The organism is Azospirillum sp. A1-3 (assembly GCF_023806445.1).
Classification (GTDB): domain Bacteria; phylum Pseudomonadota; class Alphaproteobacteria; order Azospirillales; family Azospirillaceae; genus Azospirillum.
The window spans coordinates 203,137-220,900 of sequence record NZ_JAMSLU010000001.1 but is presented as its reverse complement, the minus strand read 5'-3'; the positions used below and the strand labels follow the sequence as shown (position 1 = coordinate 220,900).

Sequence of the window (17,764 nt, the reverse complement as noted above, 5' to 3'; positions counted from 1 at the left end):
ACTCGGCACCGTTGCATCGACGGCGGCGGCATGGTTCTATCCTTACGTGTACCGTGGACAGTTCCGAGCCGGCAGCCATGTCCCATGATCTCCTGTTCGCCTCGGACGAGTCTCCCGACCCGCGGAATGCCTCCGCCGCGGCGGATGCCGCCGATCCCGGCGCTCCGCCCTGGCTGGTGCTGGTCGCCGACGACGAGCCGGAGGTGCATGCCGTCACCCGGCTGGCGCTCGCCCGGCTGCGCTTCCGCGACCGTCCCGTCCGCCTGCTCGACTGCGCCAGCGCGGCGGAGGCGGAGCGCATCCTGCGCGACACCCCGGACATCGCCGTCATCCTGCTCGACGTGGTGATGGAGACCGAGGATGCCGGCCTGCAGCTGGTCCGCCGCATCCGCCAAGACCTGGGCAACCGCGCCATCCGCATCGTCCTGCGCACCGGCCAGCCGGCCCGCGTGCCGGAGGAGGATCTGGTCCTCGCCTATGAGATCGACGGCTATACCGCGAAGACGGAACTGACGGCGCGCCGCCTGTTCACCAGCGTGGTCACGGCACTCCGCGCCTATGCCGAGCTGGCGGCCCTGGAACAGAAGCTTGCCGAGCGCAGCCGCGCGCTGGAGGAGGCGACCATCCGCCTCAACCGCATGGCGACGCTGGACCCGCTGACCGGCGTGTGGAACCGCCGCCGTTTCCTGGAGTTGGCGGCGGCGGAACTGGCGCGGGCGCGCCGCTATGGCCGGCATCTCGGCGTCTTCCTGCTCGACCTCGACGGCTTCAAGGCGGTCAACGACACCCATGGCGACGCTGCCGGCGATGCGGTCCTGCGCGCGGTGGTGAAGCGGGTGCGGGCGGCGTTGCGCATCTCCGACCACATCGCCCGCTCCGGCGGGGCGGAGTTCGTCGTGCTTCTGCCGGAAACCGACGGGACCGGCAGTGCCGTGGTGGCGGAACGGGTGCGCGCCGCCCTGGCCGACAGCCCCATCCTGCTGGAGGAACGGGCGATCCCCGTCACCGCCAGCATCGGCGTCGCCAGCTGGCTGCCCTTTGAGCCCGGCGTCGAACAGACCCTGCATCGCGCCGAGCATGCGCTGCACGCCGCCAAACAGGCCGGCCGCAACCGGGTGGAACGGGCGGAGGGATAAGGCATTCGTCCCCTACCGGCATGTTTCATGTGAAATATCGTTACAGCGCCGCGATTGAACCACGGCAAGCGAGGGGGTACTCCTTAGGGTCGGAAGCATCCACCCGGATTGCATTCCCGATCGGGGACTCGCACATGTGGCAGGACTATACCAACGCGCTGATCACCGCCTTCGGGTTGTCGGGGCTGGGGTTCGGCATCGGCAAGCTCGTCATCGTGTTCGGCGAACGCGCGATCGAACGCCGCCACGGGTCGGAGGGGGTGCGCGACGTCATCGCCCGCCGCGCCAAGATGGAGACGAAGTTCGAAGCCCGCCGCGGCGATCGCATTCGCGAGCTGAAGGAACTGGACGGCGCGGTCGAGGATGTGCTGCGCCGCCGCAAGGTGATGGAACGCCAGATCGAGGATGCGCGCCAGTCCGGCGAACGGCTGGTCCGCCTGATCGGCGAGGAGGTCCAGGGCAGTCCCTGCTACGTCGCCATGGTGGTGAACAAATATGTCGGCACCGGCGCCGTTCAGCAGAGCCAGCACGCGCTGGTCGACCCGACTTGGGCGCAGCCGCAGATGATCGAGGTGTGGGCGCGCTCGATGGCGGAAGCGCGGACCGAGATCGAGCGGCGCTATCCGCCCGCCTTCGGCTATGCGGTGACGCGGATGCAGGAGTTCCTGTCCGCCGACACGCCCGTCGCCAAAGCGAGCTGAGATAGAGGACGCGCCATGGACAGCATGCCCTACATCTTCGCCGGCCTCGTCGGTCTCGCCTCGCTGGCGGTGTCGCTGCTGCTGGCCCTGCGCCGTCTGAAGACGTCGGAGGAGCGGATCGCCACCGCCGTGGCGCGCAAGCAGGCGCAGGTGGAGCGGATCAAGAAGATCGCTCGCGTCACGCTGCAGCAGGCCCGCGACCTGCGAGATGCCCGCCGCCGCAAGGCGATGGCCGAGCTGGGCTGCGAGGATCTCGAACAGCGCCTGAAGGCGGCCGGCGCCGCCGACCGCCGCATCTATGTGCTGGACGACCGCCGCACCCAAAAGGACCAGGGCTGGCTGCTGCGGGTGGTCAACATCGAATACGCCTCCCGCGTCAACGCCAGCCTCACCCCCACCGCGCTGGACAGCTGGAAGCGCGGCCGGCGCTTCCTGGTCTGGGCGCTGGACGAGAAGAAGGCCCGCGAAAAGGTCAACGCCCGCTTCCCGGAGAACAAGGGCTTCGCTGTCATGGGCGTCGAGTCCTATCTGGGGTGAATGTGGGGCTGCCGCGGGTGCCCCCTCCCCATCCCTCCCCCGCTTCGCGGGAGAGGGGGCAGGAGCTTTGCGGAAGTTCAGCGGCAGTCCCCTCTCCCGCGTTAGCGGGGGAGGGTTAGGGAGGGGGCATCGTCAGCCGACACCTATCCTCTCCCCCGCCACAATAATGACACCAATCCCATTTTCGGACTATCATCCCCGCGCGCACCCATCCACGCGCGCCGGGGAGCCTTGCCATGATCCGTTACGCCGAGTTGCAGGTCGCCACCAACTTCAGCTTTCTGGAGGGAGCGTCGCACGCTGACGAGCTGGCAATGACGGCGGCGGCGCTCGGGCTGGCGGCGGTGGGGGTGACGGACCGCAATTCGCTGGCCGGCGTGGTGCAGATGCACGCCGCGGCGAAGAAGGCGGGCATCCGGGCGCTGATCGGCTGCCGGCTGGACCTGACCGATGCCGACAGCCTGCTGGCCTACCCGACCGACCGCGCCGCCTATGCCCGGCTGTCGCGGCTGCTGACGGTGGGCAAGATGCGGGCGCCGAAGGGGGAGTGCTTCATCGCCCGCGCCGATGTGCTGGCCCATGCCGAAGGCATGCTGTTCCTGCTGCTCGCCCCCCACCAGCGTGACGAGTCGTTCCTGCGCGAACTGCGCGCCTGGCGCGGCGGGCTGGCGCGCGGGCAGCTCTATCTGGCGGCGAGCCACCGCTACCAGGGCGACGATTCCCGGCGGCTGCGCTGGCTGGCCGGGCTGGCGGAGGCGGAGGGGGTGCCGCTGGTCGCCACCAACGACGTGCTCTATCACGGCGCCGGGCGGCGGGCACTGGCCGACGTGATGACCTGCATCCGCCACCACACCACCATCGACGAGGCCGGCTGGCGGCTGTCCGCCAATGCCGAGCGTCACCTGAAACCGGCCGTCGAGATGGTGCGCCTGTTCCGCGACCACCCCGACGCCGTCGCCCGCACCCTGGAGATCGCCGAGGCCTGCCGCTTCTCACTGGACGAGTTGCGCTATGAATATCCCGACGAAGTGGCGGAGGGCCGCGATCCGCAGGACACGCTGGTGACGCTGACCTGGGAGGGGGGTGCAAGACTGTATCCCGGCGGCATCCCTGACAAGGTCCGCGCCGCCGTCAAGCATGAGTTGGCCTTGATCGGGGAGCTGCGCTACGCCCCCTATTTCCTGACCGTCCACGACATCGTCCGATTCGCGAGGGGCCAGGGCATCCTCTGCCAGGGGCGCGGCAGTGCCGCCAATTCCGCCGTCTGCTATTGCCTGGGCATCACGTCGGTCGATCCGACCGAGGTCGATCTGCTGTTCGAGCGCTTCATCTCCACCGCCCGCGGCGAGCCCCCCGACATCGACGTCGATTTCGAACATGAGCGGCGCGAGGAGGTGATCCAGTACATCTACGATAAATACGGCCGCGCCCGCGCCGGCCTGACCGCCACCGTCATCCGCTATCGCGCCCGCAGCGCCCTGCGCGAGGTCGGCAAGGCGATGGGGCTGTCGGCCGATCTGGTGGCGCGGCTGACCGGCTCCATCTGGGGCTGGAGCCGCGACGGCGTCGACGAGGAGCGCGCCCGCTCGCTCGGCGTCGATCCCGACGATCCAAGGCTCAAGCGCACGCTGGAACTGGCACAGGAGCTGATCGGCTTTCCCCGTCATCTGTCGCAGCATGTCGGCGGCTTCGTCATAACCCGCGGCCCGCTGTCGGATCTCTGCCCCGTCGCCAACGCGGCGATGGAGGATCGCAGCACCATCGAATGGGACAAGGACGACATCGACGCGCTGGGCATCCTGAAGGTCGACGTGCTGGCGCTGGGTATGCTGACCTGCATCCATCGCGCCTTCGACCTGATCGAGCAGGTGCACGGGCAACGCTGGACGCTCGACAGCCTGCCCAAAGAGGATCCGGCGGTCTACGAGATGCTGGGGCGGGCCGACAGCCTGGGCGTCTTCCAGGTCGAAAGCCGCGCGCAGATGAGCATGCTGCCCCGGCTGAAGCCCAAGAAATTTTACGATCTGGTGATCGAGGTCGCCATCGTCCGCCCCGGCCCGATCCAGGGCGGCATGGTCCATCCCTACCTGCGCCGCCGCAGCGGGGCGGAGGACATCACCTATCCGATGCCGGCGCTGAAACCGGTCCTCTACAAGACCCTGGGCGTGCCGCTTTTCCAGGAGCAGGCGATGAAGGTCGCCATGGTCGGCGCCGGCTTCACCGCCGAGGAGGCCGACCAGCTGCGCCGCGCCATGGCCGCCTTCCGCAAGACCGGAAAGGTCCAGCTGTTCCACGACAAGTTCATCGCCGGCATGATCGCCAACGGTTGTGACCCCACCTTCGCCGAGCGCTGTTTCCAGCAGATCGAGGGATTCGGCGAATACGGCTTCCCGGAAAGCCACGCCGCCAGCTTCGCTCTGCTGGTCTATGTCTCCGCCTGGATCAAGCGCCACCACCCCGCCATCTTCGCCGCCGCCCTGCTGAACAGCCAGCCCATGGGCTTCTACGCCCCGGCGCAGATCGTCCGCGATGCAAGGGAGCACGGCGTGACGGTGCTGCCGCCCGATGTGAACCTGTCGGGCTGGGATTGCGCGGTGGAGGTTGCTCCCTCTCCACAATCCCCTCTCCCCCCCGGGGAGAGGGGGACGCACCCGCCGGACGTCTTCGGCTGCGCCGACCCCCCTCATCCCGACCTTCTCCCCGGGGGGGAGAAGGAGAAATCGGGGGCATTAAGCCTTCATCTCCGACTCGGTTTCCGCCTGATCAAGGGCTTCACCCCGCAGCACGCCGAGTCCCTCGTCCTCTCCCGCGCCGGCGGCTATCGCGACCCCTACGATTTGTGGCGGCGCGCCCGCCTGCCGGTCGCGGCCCTGGAAAAGCTGGCAAAGGCCGACGCCTTCCGCTCCGTCGGGCTCGACCGTCGGGCGGCGCTGTGGGCGGTGCGGGCGCTGGGCGACCAGCCGCTGCCGCTGTTCGCCCGCCTGGACGGCCCGCTTGCCGAGGAACCCGAAGCGCCGCTGCCGGCCATGGCGCTCGGCGAGCATGTGGTGATGGACTACACCAGCCTGTCCCTGTCGCTGAAGGCCCACCCGCTGTCGCTGCTGCGCGACGGCCTGCCCGGCATCACCCCGGCGGAGCGGCTGGTCCAGGCCCGCGACGGCCGCCGCCTGACCACCGCCGGCCTCGTCCTGGTCCGCCAGCGGCCGGGCAGCGCCGAGGGCGTCGTCTTCATCACGCTGGAGGACGAGACCGGAGTCGCCAACCTCGTCGTCATGCCCGACGCCTTCGAGACCTTCCGCCGCCCGATCATGACCGCGCGGCTGATGGCCGCCACCGGCCGGGTGCAGAACCACGAAGGCGTGGTGCATCTGCGGGTGGAATCGCTGATCGATCTGACCCACCGGCTGTCCGAACTGACCGGCGAGGACCGCCATGCCGCCCCTAATGAGACTCATGCCCCATTTCCCAAGGGCCGCAATTTTCATTGAAGGAGCTGATTGCTCCTGACATCACGCTGTCAGGAGGGGGTGTGCTATCAAGGGGACGTGCCGGCACGAACCACGAACATCCCACTCCCCTCTGTCAGGAGCCAATCCGATGAACATCCCGCACGTCGTCACCTGGTTCGAGATTCCGGTCACCGACCTCGCCCGCGCCGTCGGTTTCTACGAGACCGTCTTCGCCGCCAAGATGGTCCAGGAACCCTGCCCCAGCGGCATGACCATGGCCGTCTTCCCGGCCGAAGGCACCGCCGTCAAGGGCTGCCTGATCAAGCACGAGGCCTGCAAGCCCAGCGCCGACGGCACCACCGTCTACCTGAACGGCGGCGACGACCTCTCCGCCCCGCTGGCCCGTGCCGAGCAGGCCGGCGCCCGCATCATCGTGCCGAAGACGCTGATCACCCCGGAAATCGGCTATTTCGCCCAGTTCATCGACAGCGAGGGCAACCGCGTCGGCCTCTATTCGATGCACTGATCCCGCTCACCGGAGCCGCCGCCATGCGCCGCGCCGACCGCCTGTTCCAGATCGTCCAGCATCTCCGCAAGGGGCGGCTGGTGACGGCTGCCGAGTTGGCGCGCTGCCTGGAGGTGTCGGAGCGCACCGTCTACCGCGACATGCGCGACCTCGCCTCCTCCGGCGTGCCGGTGGAAGGCGAGGCCGGCGTCGGCTATCTGCTGCGCGACGGCTACGACCTGCCGCCGCTGATGTTCACTCAGGACGAGGTGGAGGCGCTGGTGGTCGGCGCCCGCCTCGCCCGCGCCTGGGTCGGCGGCGGTCTGGCCGATGCCGCCGCCCGCGCGCTCGACAAGGTCGAGGCGGTGGTGCCGGAGGCGCGGCGGCGCGAGTTGGCCGACAGCCGCGTCTTCGTCCCCGACTTCTCCTTCCCCGCCCCCTTGCGCGAGCGGATGGACGTGCTGCGCTGCGCCATCAACGCCAGGCGCGTCGTGCTGTTCGACTACCGGCGGCAGGACGGCACCCATTCCGCCCGCGCTGTCCAGCCGCTGGGCCTGTTCTTCTGGGGCCGGGTGTGGACGCTGGGCGCCTGGTGCGAGCTGCGCGAGGAGTTCCGCAGCTTCCGCATCGACCGCATGGAAACCCTGATGCCCCTGGAGCGCCGATTCGACGAGATCCCCGGCCGCGGTCTGGACGACTATCTCGCCCGCTGGCGGCAGGAGGGCTGTCCGCGCGGGTGAGGCCGCAGGTCACTCCACCAGCCTGATCTCCGTCGTCGCCACGCCCGACGCCCCGACCGCCACCGCGTAATCGTCGAAGCCCGGCGGGCCGAAGCTGCCGCGGGCGGAGCGGCTGAAGCCGTGCGGTTCGGCGGGGATGCCGAACAGGCCGGTGGCAAGCTCGCCGTTGTTGTCCAAATCCTGGAAGGCGATCAGCCCATAGCGGCCGGCCGGCAGGTCGGGGAAGACCACCTGCAACTCCGGTCCCAGCGCCGCGACGAAATAGCCGGCGCGCGGCCTCTTCGCCGCCTGCGCCTCGGCGCTGTCGAACAGCGCGACCATCACCTTGCCCTGATTGGGCTTGACGTTGCGGACGGTTGCGCGAAGCTCCCCGGCGGCGGCCGGACCAGCGGCGGCCAGCGCCAGCAGCGTCACTGTCACCGTTCCTGGGGCGACCATCCTTGCAGACCAACGCGCAACCCAACGCCGAAACCTCATCCCCCGCCCTCCCCTGGCAGTCGCCGCCCGTTCCCTATGGCCGGCGCGTGCTGCGCCGCCGCCTGCAGTTGCTGGCGGCCTCCATCCTAGCATTGGCTCTGCTGGGACCGTTCGGCACCTTCCGTGACATGGGTTTCGCCGTCCGGCTTGCCTACTGGGGCGGGCTGATCGCCACTGGCTGGTCGATGTTCGAACTCGTGATTCTGGTCGCCCGCCGCGTGCTGCCGAACCTGGAACGCACATGGCCGCTGATGCTGGCTGCGGCCTTCCTGACCGTCAGCGTCGTGCAGACCCTGGTGGTCGCCCTGCTGGAAAGCCGGCTGCGCAGCCAGGATTTCCTCACCCCCGCCGGGCTGGCCGAGCTGTATGGCTATGTGCTGGTCATCACCCTGCTGGTGTCGGCCCTGCCGGTGTGGCTGGAGCTGCGCGACCATGGCGTGGTCGGCCACCAGCCCCCCGCCCCGCCGCAAGCGTCCGTCCCCGGCGGCGAACCGGCCACCAACCGCCCCGCCCCCTTCCTCGACCGCATCCCCGCGAAGCTGGGGCGCGACCTGCTGGCGCTGGAGATGGAGGACCATTATGTCCGCGTCCACACCGCGCTGGGCAGCGACCTGATCCTGATGCGGATGCGCGACGCGGTGGCGGAGCTGGCGGGCATCGACGGCCGGCAGGTCCACCGTTCCTACTGGGTCGCAGCATCGGCGGTCGCGGCGGTGGAGCGCAAGCCGGACGGCAAGCTGTCGCTGCGCCTGACCAACGGCCTGCTGGTCCCGGTCAGCCGGACCCACGCCCCCTCGGTGCGCGCCGCCGGCTGGACCGAGAAGGCGGTCTCCTAAACGCCGTTAAACGCCTTCACCGCGGAAGGGACGGGACAGCAACCCCTCGATGGTTTCGTCCAGCCCGGCGCCGCGGTTCAGGATGGCATCGACCGCCGTGCAGATCGGCATGTCGACGCCCAGCTTCGCCGCCAGCCCGACCACCGCGGCGGTGGTATAGACGCCCTCTGCCACCGACCGCCGCGCGGCCAGGATCTCGGACAGCGCCTTGCCCGCGCCCAGTGCCGCCCCCAGCGACATGTTGCGCGACTGCAGGCTGGAGCAGGTCAGCGTCAGGTCGCCCAGCCCGGACAGTCCCATCAGCGTCTCCACCCGGCCGCCGAGCGCCAGCGCCAGCCGGGTGATCTCGGCCAGCCCGCGGGTGATCAGCGCCGCCCGCGCGTTGTCGCCCAGCCGCCGCCCCTCGACGACGCCGCAGGCGATGGCCAGCACATTCTTCACCGCCCCGCCGACCTGCGAACCGATGACGTCGTCCGAGCGGTAGGGCCGGAAGGTGTGGCTGCCCAGCGCCGTGACCAGCGCCCTGCCCAGCGCCTCGTCCGCACAGGCCAGCGTCACCGCCGTCGGCAGCCCGCGCGCCACCTCCGCCGCGAAAGTCGGGCCTGACAGGATCGCCACCGGATTTCCGGCCGGCAGCGCGGCGCCGACCGCCTCGCTCATCAGCGCGTGGCTGTCCAGCTCGATCCCTTTGGCGCAGACGACGACCGGCGCCCCCGGCTTCAGCAACGGCGCCATCCGCGCGGTGACGCTGCGCGCATGCTGGGCCGGCGACACCAGCAGCACCGCGTCGCAATCGCCGAGATCGGCCAGATCACCGGTGACCCGCAGCGCGTCGGGCAGCGGCACGCCGGGCAGGTAATCGCGGTTCTCGCGGCGGAGGCTCATCGCCTCCACCACCGCCGGCTCGCGCGCCCACAGCAGCGTCTCGCGCCCGGCCCGCAACGCCGCCAAGGCCAGCGCCGTTCCCCAGGCGCCGCCACCGACGACACCGATGCGGTTGAGGGCGGAGGGGGGCACGGCACTCATGGCAGGTCTCTCACGCTGACGAAGTCCATCACGCCTTCACCCCCGCACCCACCCCTGCGCGCCCGATCACCGGCGCGGCATTCGGGTCCAGCGGCCAGCGCGGGCGGGGGGCGAAGTTCAGCGGGTCGCTCTCTCCCAGCCGGAAGCGCTCGATCCCGGCCCAGGCGATCATCGCCGCATTGTCGGTGCACAGGCGCAGCGGCGGCGCCACGAATTGCATGCGCTGCTTCTCCGCCAAGGTCGACAGCCGGCTGCGGATCGCCTTGTTGGCGGCGACGCCGCCGGCGACCACCAGGGCGCCGCCCTGCGGGTGATCCTCCTTGAAGCGGCGGATGGCGCGGGTGCAGCGGTCGGCCAGCACCTCCGCCACCGTCGCCTGGAAGGCGGCGGCGAGGTCGTCGCGATCCGCATCGGACAAGACGCCCCCAAGTTCCTCCACATGCCGCCGCACCGCGGTCTTCAGCCCGGAGAAGGAGAAGTCGCAGCCCGGACGCCCCAGCATCGGCCGCGGCAGCTCGAACCGCGCCGGGTTGGTGGCGCGCGCCGCCGCCTTCTCCACCAGCGGCCCGCCGGGATAGCCCAGCCCCAGCAGCTTGGCGGTCTTATCGAACGCCTCGCCCACCGCGTCGTCGATGGTGGTGCCGAGCCGGCGATAGCGCCCGACCCCCTCCACCGCCAGAAGCTGGCAATGGCCGCCCGACACCAGCAGCAGCAGGTAGGGGAAGGCGACGTCGTCGGTCAGCCGCGCCGTCAGCGCGTGGCCTTCCAGATGGTTGACGGCGACGAAGGGCAGCCCGCGCGCGGCGGCGATGGCCTTGGCGGTCATCACGCCGACGATGACGCCGCCGATCAGCCCCGGTCCGCCGGTGGCCGCCACCGCGTCCAAATCGCCGAAGCCGATCCCGGCCTCGTCCATGGCGCGGCGGATCAGCCCGTCCAGATGTTCAAGATGGGCGCGAGCGGCGATTTCCGGGACGACGCCGCCATAGGGCGTGTGGTCGTCCAGCTGCGACAGCACGACGTCGGCGCGGATCTCGCGCGCGTCGGTGACGACGGCGGCGGCCGTCTCGTCGCAGCTCGTTTCGATTCCAAGAACGATCATGGCGCCAACCTAGCCGCCTTGGCCGTCCGGGTACAGGATGGAGTTGCGGACAAGTGCGCGCATGAAATTTGATCCGCCTCAATCTTCCGTATGACCGGGCGACGAATCCTTGCAAAGCTGCGCGGATCCCCTAGAACACGCCCTATGACGACCCACCCGCTCCGTATCGGGACGCGCGGCAGCCCGCTGGCGCTGGCGCAGGCCCATGAAACCCGCGACCGCCTGATCGCCGCCCATCCGCATCTCGCTGCGCCCGGCGCCATCGAGATCGTCGTCTTCAAGACCACCGGCGACCGCATCCTCGACCGCACCCTGGCGGAAGCGGGCGGCAAGGGCCTGTTCACCAAGGAGCTGGAGGAGGCGCTGTTCGACGGCCGCGCCGATCTGGCCGTCCATTCGATGAAGGACGTGCCGACCCAGCTTCCCGACGGGCTGGAGATCGCCACCCTGCTGCCGCGCGAGGACCCGCGCGACGCCTTCTTCTCCCGCTCCGGCGGCGGTCTGGCCGATCTGCCGGCCGGCGCCGTGGTCGGCACCGCCGGCCTGCGCCGTCAGGCCCAGGTGCTGGAGCTGCGCCCCGACCTGAAGATCTTCCCGCTGCGCGGCAACGTGCAGACCCGCCTGTCCAAGCTGGACGCGGGCGAGGTGGACGCCACCCTGCTGGCGCTGGCCGGCCTGCGCCGCCTCGGCCTGACCGAGCGCATCAGCGCGGTGCTGGAACCGGAAACCATGCTGCCGGCGGTAGCCCAGGGCGCCATCGGCATCGAGATCCGCAGCACCGACGACGCCACCCGCGCCCTGCTGGCCCCGCTGAACTGTGCGGAGACCATGGTCCGCGTCACGGCGGAACGCGCGCTGCTGGCCGCGCTGGACGGCTCCTGCCGCACGCCCATCGCCGCGCTGGCGATGCTGGACGGCGACGACCTGCATCTGCGCGCCAAGGTGCTGTCGACCGACGGACGCATCATCTTCCGGGCGGAACGCCGCGGCAAGGCCGCCGACGCCGAGTCGCTGGGCGCCGATGCCGGGGCCGAGATCCGGGCGCAACTGCCGCCCGATTTCTTCGCCGCGGCACCGCACTGACCGCCATCCGGGCCGGGTTTTCCGCATGACGGGAAAGCAGCCTCAATCCTCTTCCGCCGACCGCCGTACGCGCCTTCTGGTGACGCGACCGGCGGAGGATGCCGAGCCGCTGGTCCGCCGGCTGGAAGCGCTCGGCTTCGCCACGGCGGTGGAGCCGATGCTGTCGATGGTCTGGCTCGACGGGCCGGAACCCGACCTGTCCGACGTACAAGCCCTGCTGTTCACCAGCGCGAACGGCGTACGCGCCTACACCAAACGTACAAGTCGGCGCGACCGTCCGGTGCACGCCGTCGGCGACGCCACGGCGCGGGCGGCACGGGCCGCCGGCTTCGCCCAGGTCGACAGCGCGTCCGGCGACGTGTACGCGCTGGCAGAGCATGTCCGCCGATTGTGCGATCCGGCCGCCGGTACGCTTCTTCATGTGGCCGGCAGCAAGGTGGCGGGCGACCTCGCCGGCCTGCTGGGGGCGGGCGGGTTCACGCTGCGGCGCAGCGTGATGTACGATGCCGTACCCGCGCTAACCCTGTCGGACGAGACCGCGACATTTTTGCGTACGTCCGGGCTCGATGGCGTGTTGTTTTTCTCTCCCCGTACCGCCGCATCCTTTGTTAGGCTGCTCGCCGAGGCGGGGCTGGTCGATTGTTGTCGTACGGTCGATGCGTTCTGCCTCAGCCCCGCGGTCGCGGAGGCTGCCCGTGCGTACGGCGACGAGGGAGTGATGCCGTGGCGAAGCGTACGGGTGGCGGCGCGGCCGGAGCAGGACGCCCTGCTCGATCTGTTGCCGGTCGCCGGATAAACCCGGCGCGGTCCGGCCGTACGGCTTACACCCCTGGTGCGTCCGGGTGGGTGGGTCAGCCGTACGGGGGACGAGGGGGACCGGTCAGGGGGCTGTGACGTTAAAACGAACAACAGCGAACCGAAGGTACAGCCCATGACCTCTCGTCCAGGCCCCGAACGCCCCGGCACCGACCGTGACGGCGACGGCGCCAGCACCGGCAATGCGGCGGTCGACCGCATCGTCGAACGTTTCGGCGGCATCCGCCCGATGGCCCACAAGCTGGACACCCCGGTGACGACGGTCCAGGGTTGGAAGAAGCGCGGCGCGATCCCGCTGGCCCGCCATGCCGACCTGCGCACCGCCGCCGCCAAGCACCGCATCAAGCTGGACGACGCCGACCTGGACGCGGCCACCCCCAGCGAGGATCGGCCGACCGACGCCTCCGCCGCGTCCGTCATCACCCCGGCCGCCGCGACCGCCACGACGGTCGACGCCGCTCCGGTGGTGGAGCCGGTGCCGACCGCTTCCCCGGCCGACACCATCCCCGGCGCCGAGCCCCCGGCAGCCGAAGCGACCACAGGTGCCGTGACCGAACTGCAATCGTCCGATGCCCTGATCCCGCCGGTCACGCCGATCGGCGCGACCGACAGCCTCGCCGACACGCCGAAGGGCGACGCGGAGAAGGCCGAGGAAGCCAAGGACGAAGCCGTCAAATCAGGCTCCACCAAATCCGACGAGTCGAAGACCACCACCGGCAGCTGGACGCCGTCCGGCACCAGCGGCAGCGCGGGCTACAGCCGCAGCGCCGATGCCGAGCCGGCGCGTCCGACCATCGCCCCCACTATCGCCCCTACTCCGTCCTACCTCGACGAGCCGCGCTCCGGCAGTGGGTTCGCCACCGCCCTGTCGGTGGTAGCACTGCTGGTCGGCGCCGCCGCCCTGTCGGCGCCCTGGTGGGGTCCCGCCCTGCCCGGCTGGCCGTCGCCGTCCGCCTCCTCCACCGCCTCCGCTCCGGCCGACCCGGCGCTGAAGGCACAGATCCAGCAGCTCACCGACCGCATCGGCAAGCTGGAGCAGCGTCCGGCCGCCGCGAACACCGGGGGCGGCAACGGCGCCGACCTCTCCGCGCTGACCCAGCGGATCGACGCGCTGGAGAAGCGCCCGGCCGCCACGCCCGACACCGGCGCCGCCGACGCCCAGAAGGCGCTGGCCGACCGCATCGCCGCGCTCGAGCAGAAGGTCTCCGCCGTCTCCGGCAACTCCCAGGCGGCGCAGGAGCTGCGCAGCGAGGTCGACTCGCTGAAGCAGCAGGTCACCAGCGTCAACCAGGCCGTCAGCGAGCGCCAGGACGCCGCCTCCACCGCGCAGGCGCTGGTGCTGGCCGCCGGGCAGCTGCGCGCCTCCCTGTCGGGCGGGCAGCCGTTCCAGCAGGACCTGCAGGCGGTCCGCGCCCTCAACATCTCCGACGCGGGCGTGACCCAGCCGCTCGACGCCGTGGCGCCCTATGCCGCCAAGGGCATCCCGACCCGCGCCCAGCTGACCGACCGCTTCCAGCCGCTGGCCGGCGAGATCGTCCGCGCCGACATCCGCGGCGAGGGCAAGAGCTGGATCGACACGGCGGTCGGCAAGCTGTCCACCCTGGTCACCGTCCGCCAGGAGGGCGGCGGGGTGGTCGGCACCACCGCCAACGCCATCGTCGCCCGCGCCGAGGCCGCTCTGAACGAGGGCAACCTCGCCAAGGCGGTGGAGGAGCTGTCGGCCCTGCAGGGTCCGGCCGCGCAGACCGCCGCCCCGTGGCTGGCCGACGCCAAGGCGCGTCTGGCCGCCGATCAGGCCGCGCGTCAGCTGAACGACCGCGCCATCGCCCTGATGACCACCGCCGCCGGCGGGAAGGGGACGGCCCAATGATCCGCGCCCTCTGGTTCCTTCTGAAGGTCGCGGTGGTCATCGCCGCCGCGATCTGGCTCGCCGACCGTCCCGGCACCGTCAGCGTCCATTGGCTGGGCTACGCCGTCGAGGCGCCCTTCTGGGTTGCCCTGCTGGTCACGATCGTGGCGCTGGGCATCGCGGCGCTGGGCTATCGCCTGATCCGCGGGCTGATCCGCACGCCGTACCGCATCCGCCGCCACAGCCGGGTCCGCCGCCGCGAGCGCGGTTACCGCGCCCTGACCCAGGGCATGGTCGCCATCGCCGCCGGCGACGCGCAGACCGCGCGCAAGATGGCGCGCAAGGCCGACGGGCTGCTGAACGAGCCGCCGCTGACCATGCTGCTGTCGGCGCAGGCCGCCCAGCTGCAGGGCGACGAGCGCGCCGCCAGGGAGTATTTCACCGCCATGCTGGAGCGGCCGGAGACGGCCTTCCTCGGCATGCGCGGGCTGCTGACCCAGGCGATCAAGTCGGGCGACCGGGTGGAGGCGCTGACCCTCGCCCGCAAAGCGCGCGGGCTCCAGCCCAACACGCCCTGGCTGCTCGGCACGCTCTATGACCTGGAGGCGCAGGCCGGCGACTGGGCTGCCGCCGAAGGCACCTTGCAGCAGGCGATCCAGGCCGGGGCCATCCCGACCGACGAGGGCCGCCGCCACCGCGCCGTCCTGCTGCTGGAGCGCAGCTTCGAGGCGGAGCGCCGCGGCCGGGCCGACGCCGCCCTGTCGCACGCCCAGGCGGCGCACGACATGATGCCGGGCTTCGTCCCCGCCGCCGTCCGTCTGGCCCGCCTGCAGCTCGCCGCCGACCGGCTGAAGCCGGCCGCCAAGGTGGTGGAGCGGGCATGGCGCCACTCGCCGCATCCGGAGCTGGCCGACATCTACCGGTCGATCGTCTCCAGCTACGACCCGCTGACCCGCGTCCGGCTGTTCCAGAAGCTGGTGCGTCAGTCCCCGGACTCGGCCGAATCGCACCTCGCCGTCGCCCGCGCCGCCATCGACGCCCAGCTGTGGGGCGAGGCGCGCCAGCACCTGAACCGCGCCATGGAGATCGGCCCGACCCGCCGCACCTACCGCCTGATGGCCGAGCTGGACCGCGGCGAGCGCCACGACGAGGATGCGGCGAAGGACTGGCTGGCCAAGGCCGCCAACGCGCCGGAGGATCCGGTGTGGACCTGCAGCTCCTGCGGGGCGGTCAGCCACAACTGGGGCGGCCTGTGCGGCCATTGCGGCGCCTTCGACACGCTGACCTGGAAGGCCCCGACGGTCGCCGTCCCGCTGATGGAGCCGACCGACATCCCCCCGGCGCTGGCCCGTCCGGCGACCGCGTAAGGGATCGATGCAAGGTGCAAGAAAAAGCGCCCTTCCCCACCGGGAAGGGCGCTTTCTTCTTTTCAGGATGTCCGTCGGCTTTGGCGGTCTCCCGTCCACCAAAGCCAACGGCCGAATGAGGATCGCTCCAGCCTGTTGCCTCTACCGCATCCCCTCCGGTCCGACACGGTCGAGAGGCAGTTCCTTCTTCGCCAGCAGGCGGTCGAGCAGGCGCCCCCCGGCCGGGGCGTTCGCGGCCCTGGCGGCGCTGGCTACAGCGGCGGCCTCCGCCGTGGGCGCCGCGTTTTCCAGCTGCGTGTTCTCGACCCGGTACTCGCCGCCGGACAGGCTGTTGACGACCTGCTCCTTCGCCGACGGGCCGGCCACCACGTTGCCGTCGGCGACATTGCCGTGCATCCGGCCGGCCGGGCCGGCGCTGGGCACCCATTCCAGCCGCAGGAAGCGGTCCTTGCCGTCGTTCATCATGGTGATGTTGTCCGACACCCGGTTGTTGTCGCCGCCATGCAGGAAGATCGCCGCCATGCCGGTGTTCTCCAGCAGGTTGCCCTGTACCGTCACGCCGCTGGTCATGTCGTCCAGATAGATACCGAAGCCCTTGTAACGGACCAGCCAACGCCCCTGCGCGTCGGTGGCGAGGCCGCCGGTGTCGCGGATGTCGTTGAAGCGGATGATGCTGCGGGTGTCGTTGCCGCTGCGGCCCAGCATCTCGATGGCACCGGCGTCGGCGGTCTGGCGGGCGGTATCGCGGATGCGGTTGAACTCAATGGTGTTGTCGCTGTTCACCGTCTGCGGGTTCCAGTTCTTGATCGAGATGCCGTAACGGGCCGACCGGCGGATGTCGTTGTGGGCGATCAGCGTGTTGCGGATGCCGGCGCCCATGACGCCGCCGCTGAAGAAGCGCACCTCGCCGATGTCGCTGATGCGGTTGGCGAGGATGCGGTTGTCGCTGCTGCCCGGCGCCAGCACCACGCCGGAGCGGCCGAGATGCTCCATCCGGTTGCCCGACACCTCGCTGCGGCTGGCGCCGTCGAGCATCACTGCGGTGCCTACCAGCAGGAAGCGGTTGCCGGCGATCCGCGTGCCGCTGCCGCCCTTCACCAGCACGGCGTTGCCGTCCCACGGCACATCGGTGAAGGTCAGCCCCTCCACCGTCACGTTGCGCGCATTGTCGAGCCGCAGCAGCACCGGCTGCCGCGCCACCACCAGCTCCGCCCCGGCGCTGTTCAGCCCGGTCGGCGGCTTCACCAGCAGGCGCTTTGCCTTGGCATCCCAGGCGAACTCACCCGGCCGCGTCAGGAAATCGGGATGGCCGAGCAGCCGCACGGTCGAGCCGTCGCGGTAAGGATACTGCCCATCGCCGCCAAGGGTCAGCAGACCGTTCGGATCGGCGGACGCCACGCCCAGCAGGTCGTCGGACAGCCGTTCACGGTCCAGCGCCTGCGCCCGCACCCCCGGCCCGGCCCAGCCGGACTTCAACACGCCGGCGGGAAGCCGCATCTGCCGCTTGCTCCCCGGACTTTTGGGATCGGACTGCACCGCCTTGGCCGGGAACCAGCCGCTGCGCGGGTCGCCGGGCGTGAAATCGCCGCTGCGCGCGGCGTCCAGCCGCTGCCCGCCGACCGAGACGTCCAGCCCCGGATCGCGCGCCAGCGGCGCCGACAGCAGGCTGTTCGCCATCTGCGCCCCGCCCACCGCCTCGCCCCCCGACAGCACCGGCTGCTCCCCCTCCACCGCGGTCAGCCGCAGCCCCGGCAGGGAGGCATCGACCACCAGCGGCGCCGTCAGCCGATAGGTGCCGCCATGCAGCCGCACGGTGGCCGGGCCACTTCCCTTGGCGGCGGCCAGCGCGCGGGCCGGGGTGGCGAAGGGACCATCGCGCCCGTCCGCCGACGGCTGGGACAGGCGTCCCGACCAGCGGTCATTGCCGGTCGGCGACACATAGAAGGTCATCTCGGTGAATGTGGTCTGTGCCGCCACAGCCGGCCCCCATCCGGCAGCGGTCAGCAGAAACGCAGATGTCAGCAAAATCCGAGGCAGGATTTGGGCCGCTCCACTCCGATGACGAGGTTGGGAACGGAACATGGGAGAACCTCCTCCAAGACAACGGCGAAGCCGCCGAAGGGGGGAGACTGACCCAGCC

Annotated in this window: 15 protein-coding genes; 11 read left to right on the top strand and 4 right to left on the bottom strand. The window is 70.8% G+C overall.

Going from position 1 to position 17,764, the window contains the following annotated elements:
- The first annotated feature begins 77 nt into the window (after positions 1-77).
- The 6 genes from M5E06_RS01000 (at position 78) to M5E06_RS00975 (ending at position 7,068) form a co-directional block, all read left to right on the top strand.
- Entirely contained in the window at positions 78-1,136 is a 1,059-nt protein-coding gene (locus M5E06_RS01000) for a GGDEF domain-containing response regulator (protein ID WP_252136845.1), read from the top strand.
- A gap of 134 nt (positions 1,137-1,270) precedes the next feature.
- Complete coding sequence (locus M5E06_RS00995) at positions 1,271-1,837, top strand: hypothetical protein (RefSeq protein ID WP_252136844.1); 567 nt, start codon at positions 1,271-1,273, stop codon at positions 1,835-1,837.
- Positions 1,838-1,852: 15 nt separating this feature from the next.
- On the top strand, positions 1,853-2,374 hold the full coding sequence (locus M5E06_RS00990; protein ID WP_109154906.1) for a hypothetical protein: 522 nt from the start codon (positions 1,853-1,855) through the stop codon (positions 2,372-2,374).
- 236 nt (positions 2,375-2,610) lie between these two features.
- Positions 2,611-5,862: an error-prone DNA polymerase gene (locus M5E06_RS00985; protein ID WP_252136843.1), complete on the top strand. Its 3,252-nt coding sequence runs from the start codon at positions 2,611-2,613 to the stop codon at positions 5,860-5,862.
- 109 nt (positions 5,863-5,971) lie between these two features.
- Entirely contained in the window at positions 5,972-6,349 is a 378-nt protein-coding gene (locus M5E06_RS00980; protein ID WP_109154882.1) for a VOC family protein, read from the top strand.
- 23 nt (positions 6,350-6,372) lie between these two features.
- Positions 6,373-7,068 carry a helix-turn-helix transcriptional regulator gene (locus tag M5E06_RS00975; protein WP_252136842.1) on the top strand — a complete coding sequence of 232 codons (696 nt, stop codon included), beginning with the start codon at positions 6,373-6,375 and terminating at the stop codon, positions 7,066-7,068.
- A 9-nt stretch (positions 7,069-7,077) separates the two neighbouring features.
- Here M5E06_RS00975 and M5E06_RS00970 read toward each other — a convergent pair whose 3' ends face one another.
- Positions 7,078-7,506, bottom strand: coding sequence for a DUF2141 domain-containing protein (locus M5E06_RS00970; protein WP_252136841.1), 429 nt, complete (start codon positions 7,504-7,506; stop codon positions 7,078-7,080).
- Between the two features lie 2 nt (positions 7,507-7,508).
- Between M5E06_RS00970 and M5E06_RS00965 the strand changes: the two genes are divergently transcribed.
- Positions 7,509-8,381, top strand: a complete 873-nt coding sequence (locus tag M5E06_RS00965) for a LytTR family DNA-binding domain-containing protein (RefSeq protein ID WP_252136840.1) — start codon at positions 7,509-7,511, stop codon at positions 8,379-8,381.
- Positions 8,382-8,387: 6 nt separating this feature from the next.
- On the opposite strand, the gene M5E06_RS00960 is transcribed toward M5E06_RS00965, so the two are convergent.
- Both M5E06_RS00960 and tsaD read right to left on the bottom strand, forming a co-directional pair.
- Positions 8,388-9,407 carry an NAD(P)H-dependent glycerol-3-phosphate dehydrogenase gene (locus M5E06_RS00960; protein WP_252136839.1) on the bottom strand — a complete coding sequence of 340 codons (1,020 nt, stop codon included), beginning with the start codon at positions 9,405-9,407 and terminating at the stop codon, positions 8,388-8,390.
- Positions 9,408-9,435: 28 nt separating this feature from the next.
- On the bottom strand, positions 9,436-10,509 hold the full coding sequence (gene tsaD / locus M5E06_RS00955; RefSeq protein WP_252136838.1) for a tRNA (adenosine(37)-N6)-threonylcarbamoyltransferase complex transferase subunit TsaD: 1,074 nt from the start codon (positions 10,507-10,509) through the stop codon (positions 9,436-9,438).
- A gap of 144 nt (positions 10,510-10,653) precedes the next feature.
- Here tsaD and hemC point away from each other — a divergent pair, with 144 nt between their 5' ends.
- From hemC to M5E06_RS00935, 4 genes are all read left to right on the top strand, one after another.
- Positions 10,654-11,592, top strand: a complete 939-nt coding sequence (gene hemC / locus M5E06_RS00950; protein ID WP_109154886.1) for a hydroxymethylbilane synthase — start codon at positions 10,654-10,656, stop codon at positions 11,590-11,592.
- Positions 11,593-11,617: 25 nt separating this feature from the next.
- A complete protein-coding gene (locus M5E06_RS00945; RefSeq protein ID WP_252136837.1) occupies positions 11,618-12,388 on the top strand; it encodes a uroporphyrinogen-III synthase in 771 nt (256 codons plus the stop codon).
- Between the two features lie 135 nt (positions 12,389-12,523).
- Positions 12,524-14,278: a mitofilin family membrane protein gene (locus tag M5E06_RS00940; RefSeq protein ID WP_252136836.1), complete on the top strand. Its 1,755-nt coding sequence runs from the start codon at positions 12,524-12,526 to the stop codon at positions 14,276-14,278.
- The gene (locus M5E06_RS00935; protein WP_252136835.1) at positions 14,275-15,624 is read left to right on the top strand and encodes a heme biosynthesis protein HemY; all 1,350 of its coding nucleotides are present in this window, start codon (positions 14,275-14,277) and stop codon (positions 15,622-15,624) included. Before M5E06_RS00940 ends, M5E06_RS00935 begins: the two co-directional genes overlap by 4 nt.
- 141 nt (positions 15,625-15,765) lie before the next feature.
- On the opposite strand, the gene M5E06_RS00930 is transcribed toward M5E06_RS00935, so the two are convergent.
- Positions 15,766-17,601: a right-handed parallel beta-helix repeat-containing protein gene (locus tag M5E06_RS00930; protein WP_252136834.1), complete on the bottom strand. Its 1,836-nt coding sequence runs from the start codon at positions 17,599-17,601 to the stop codon at positions 15,766-15,768.
- Positions 17,602-17,764: the final 163 nt, after the last annotated feature.

What these genes read in the sequence shown, in the direction of transcription:
- M5E06_RS01000 (WP_252136845.1), top strand. Translation starts at nt 78, where the DNA reads ATGTCCCATGATCTCCTGTTCGCCTCGGACGAGTCTCCCGACCCGCGG.
- M5E06_RS00995 (WP_252136844.1), top strand. Translation starts at nt 1,271, where the DNA reads ATGTGGCAGGACTATACCAACGCGCTGATCACCGCCTTCGGGTTGTCG.
- M5E06_RS00990 (WP_109154906.1), top strand. Translation starts at nt 1,853, where the DNA reads ATGGACAGCATGCCCTACATCTTCGCCGGCCTCGTCGGTCTCGCCTCG.
- M5E06_RS00985 (WP_252136843.1), top strand. Translation starts at nt 2,611, where the DNA reads ATGATCCGTTACGCCGAGTTGCAGGTCGCCACCAACTTCAGCTTTCTG.
- M5E06_RS00980 (WP_109154882.1), top strand. Translation starts at nt 5,972, where the DNA reads ATGAACATCCCGCACGTCGTCACCTGGTTCGAGATTCCGGTCACCGAC.
- M5E06_RS00975 (WP_252136842.1), top strand. Translation starts at nt 6,373, where the DNA reads ATGCGCCGCGCCGACCGCCTGTTCCAGATCGTCCAGCATCTCCGCAAG.
- M5E06_RS00970 (WP_252136841.1), bottom strand. Translation starts at nt 7,506, where the DNA reads ATGGTCGCCCCAGGAACGGTGACAGTGACGCTGCTGGCGCTGGCCGCC.
- M5E06_RS00960 (WP_252136839.1), bottom strand. Translation starts at nt 9,407, where the DNA reads ATGAGTGCCGTGCCCCCCTCCGCCCTCAACCGCATCGGTGTCGTCGGT.
- tsaD (WP_252136838.1), bottom strand. Translation starts at nt 10,509, where the DNA reads ATGATCGTTCTTGGAATCGAAACGAGCTGCGACGAGACGGCCGCCGCC.
- hemC (WP_109154886.1), top strand. Translation starts at nt 10,654, where the DNA reads ATGACGACCCACCCGCTCCGTATCGGGACGCGCGGCAGCCCGCTGGCG.
- M5E06_RS00945 (WP_252136837.1), top strand. Translation starts at nt 11,618, where the DNA reads ATGACGGGAAAGCAGCCTCAATCCTCTTCCGCCGACCGCCGTACGCGC.
- M5E06_RS00940 (WP_252136836.1), top strand. Translation starts at nt 12,524, where the DNA reads ATGACCTCTCGTCCAGGCCCCGAACGCCCCGGCACCGACCGTGACGGC.
- M5E06_RS00935 (WP_252136835.1), top strand. Translation starts at nt 14,275, where the DNA reads ATGATCCGCGCCCTCTGGTTCCTTCTGAAGGTCGCGGTGGTCATCGCC.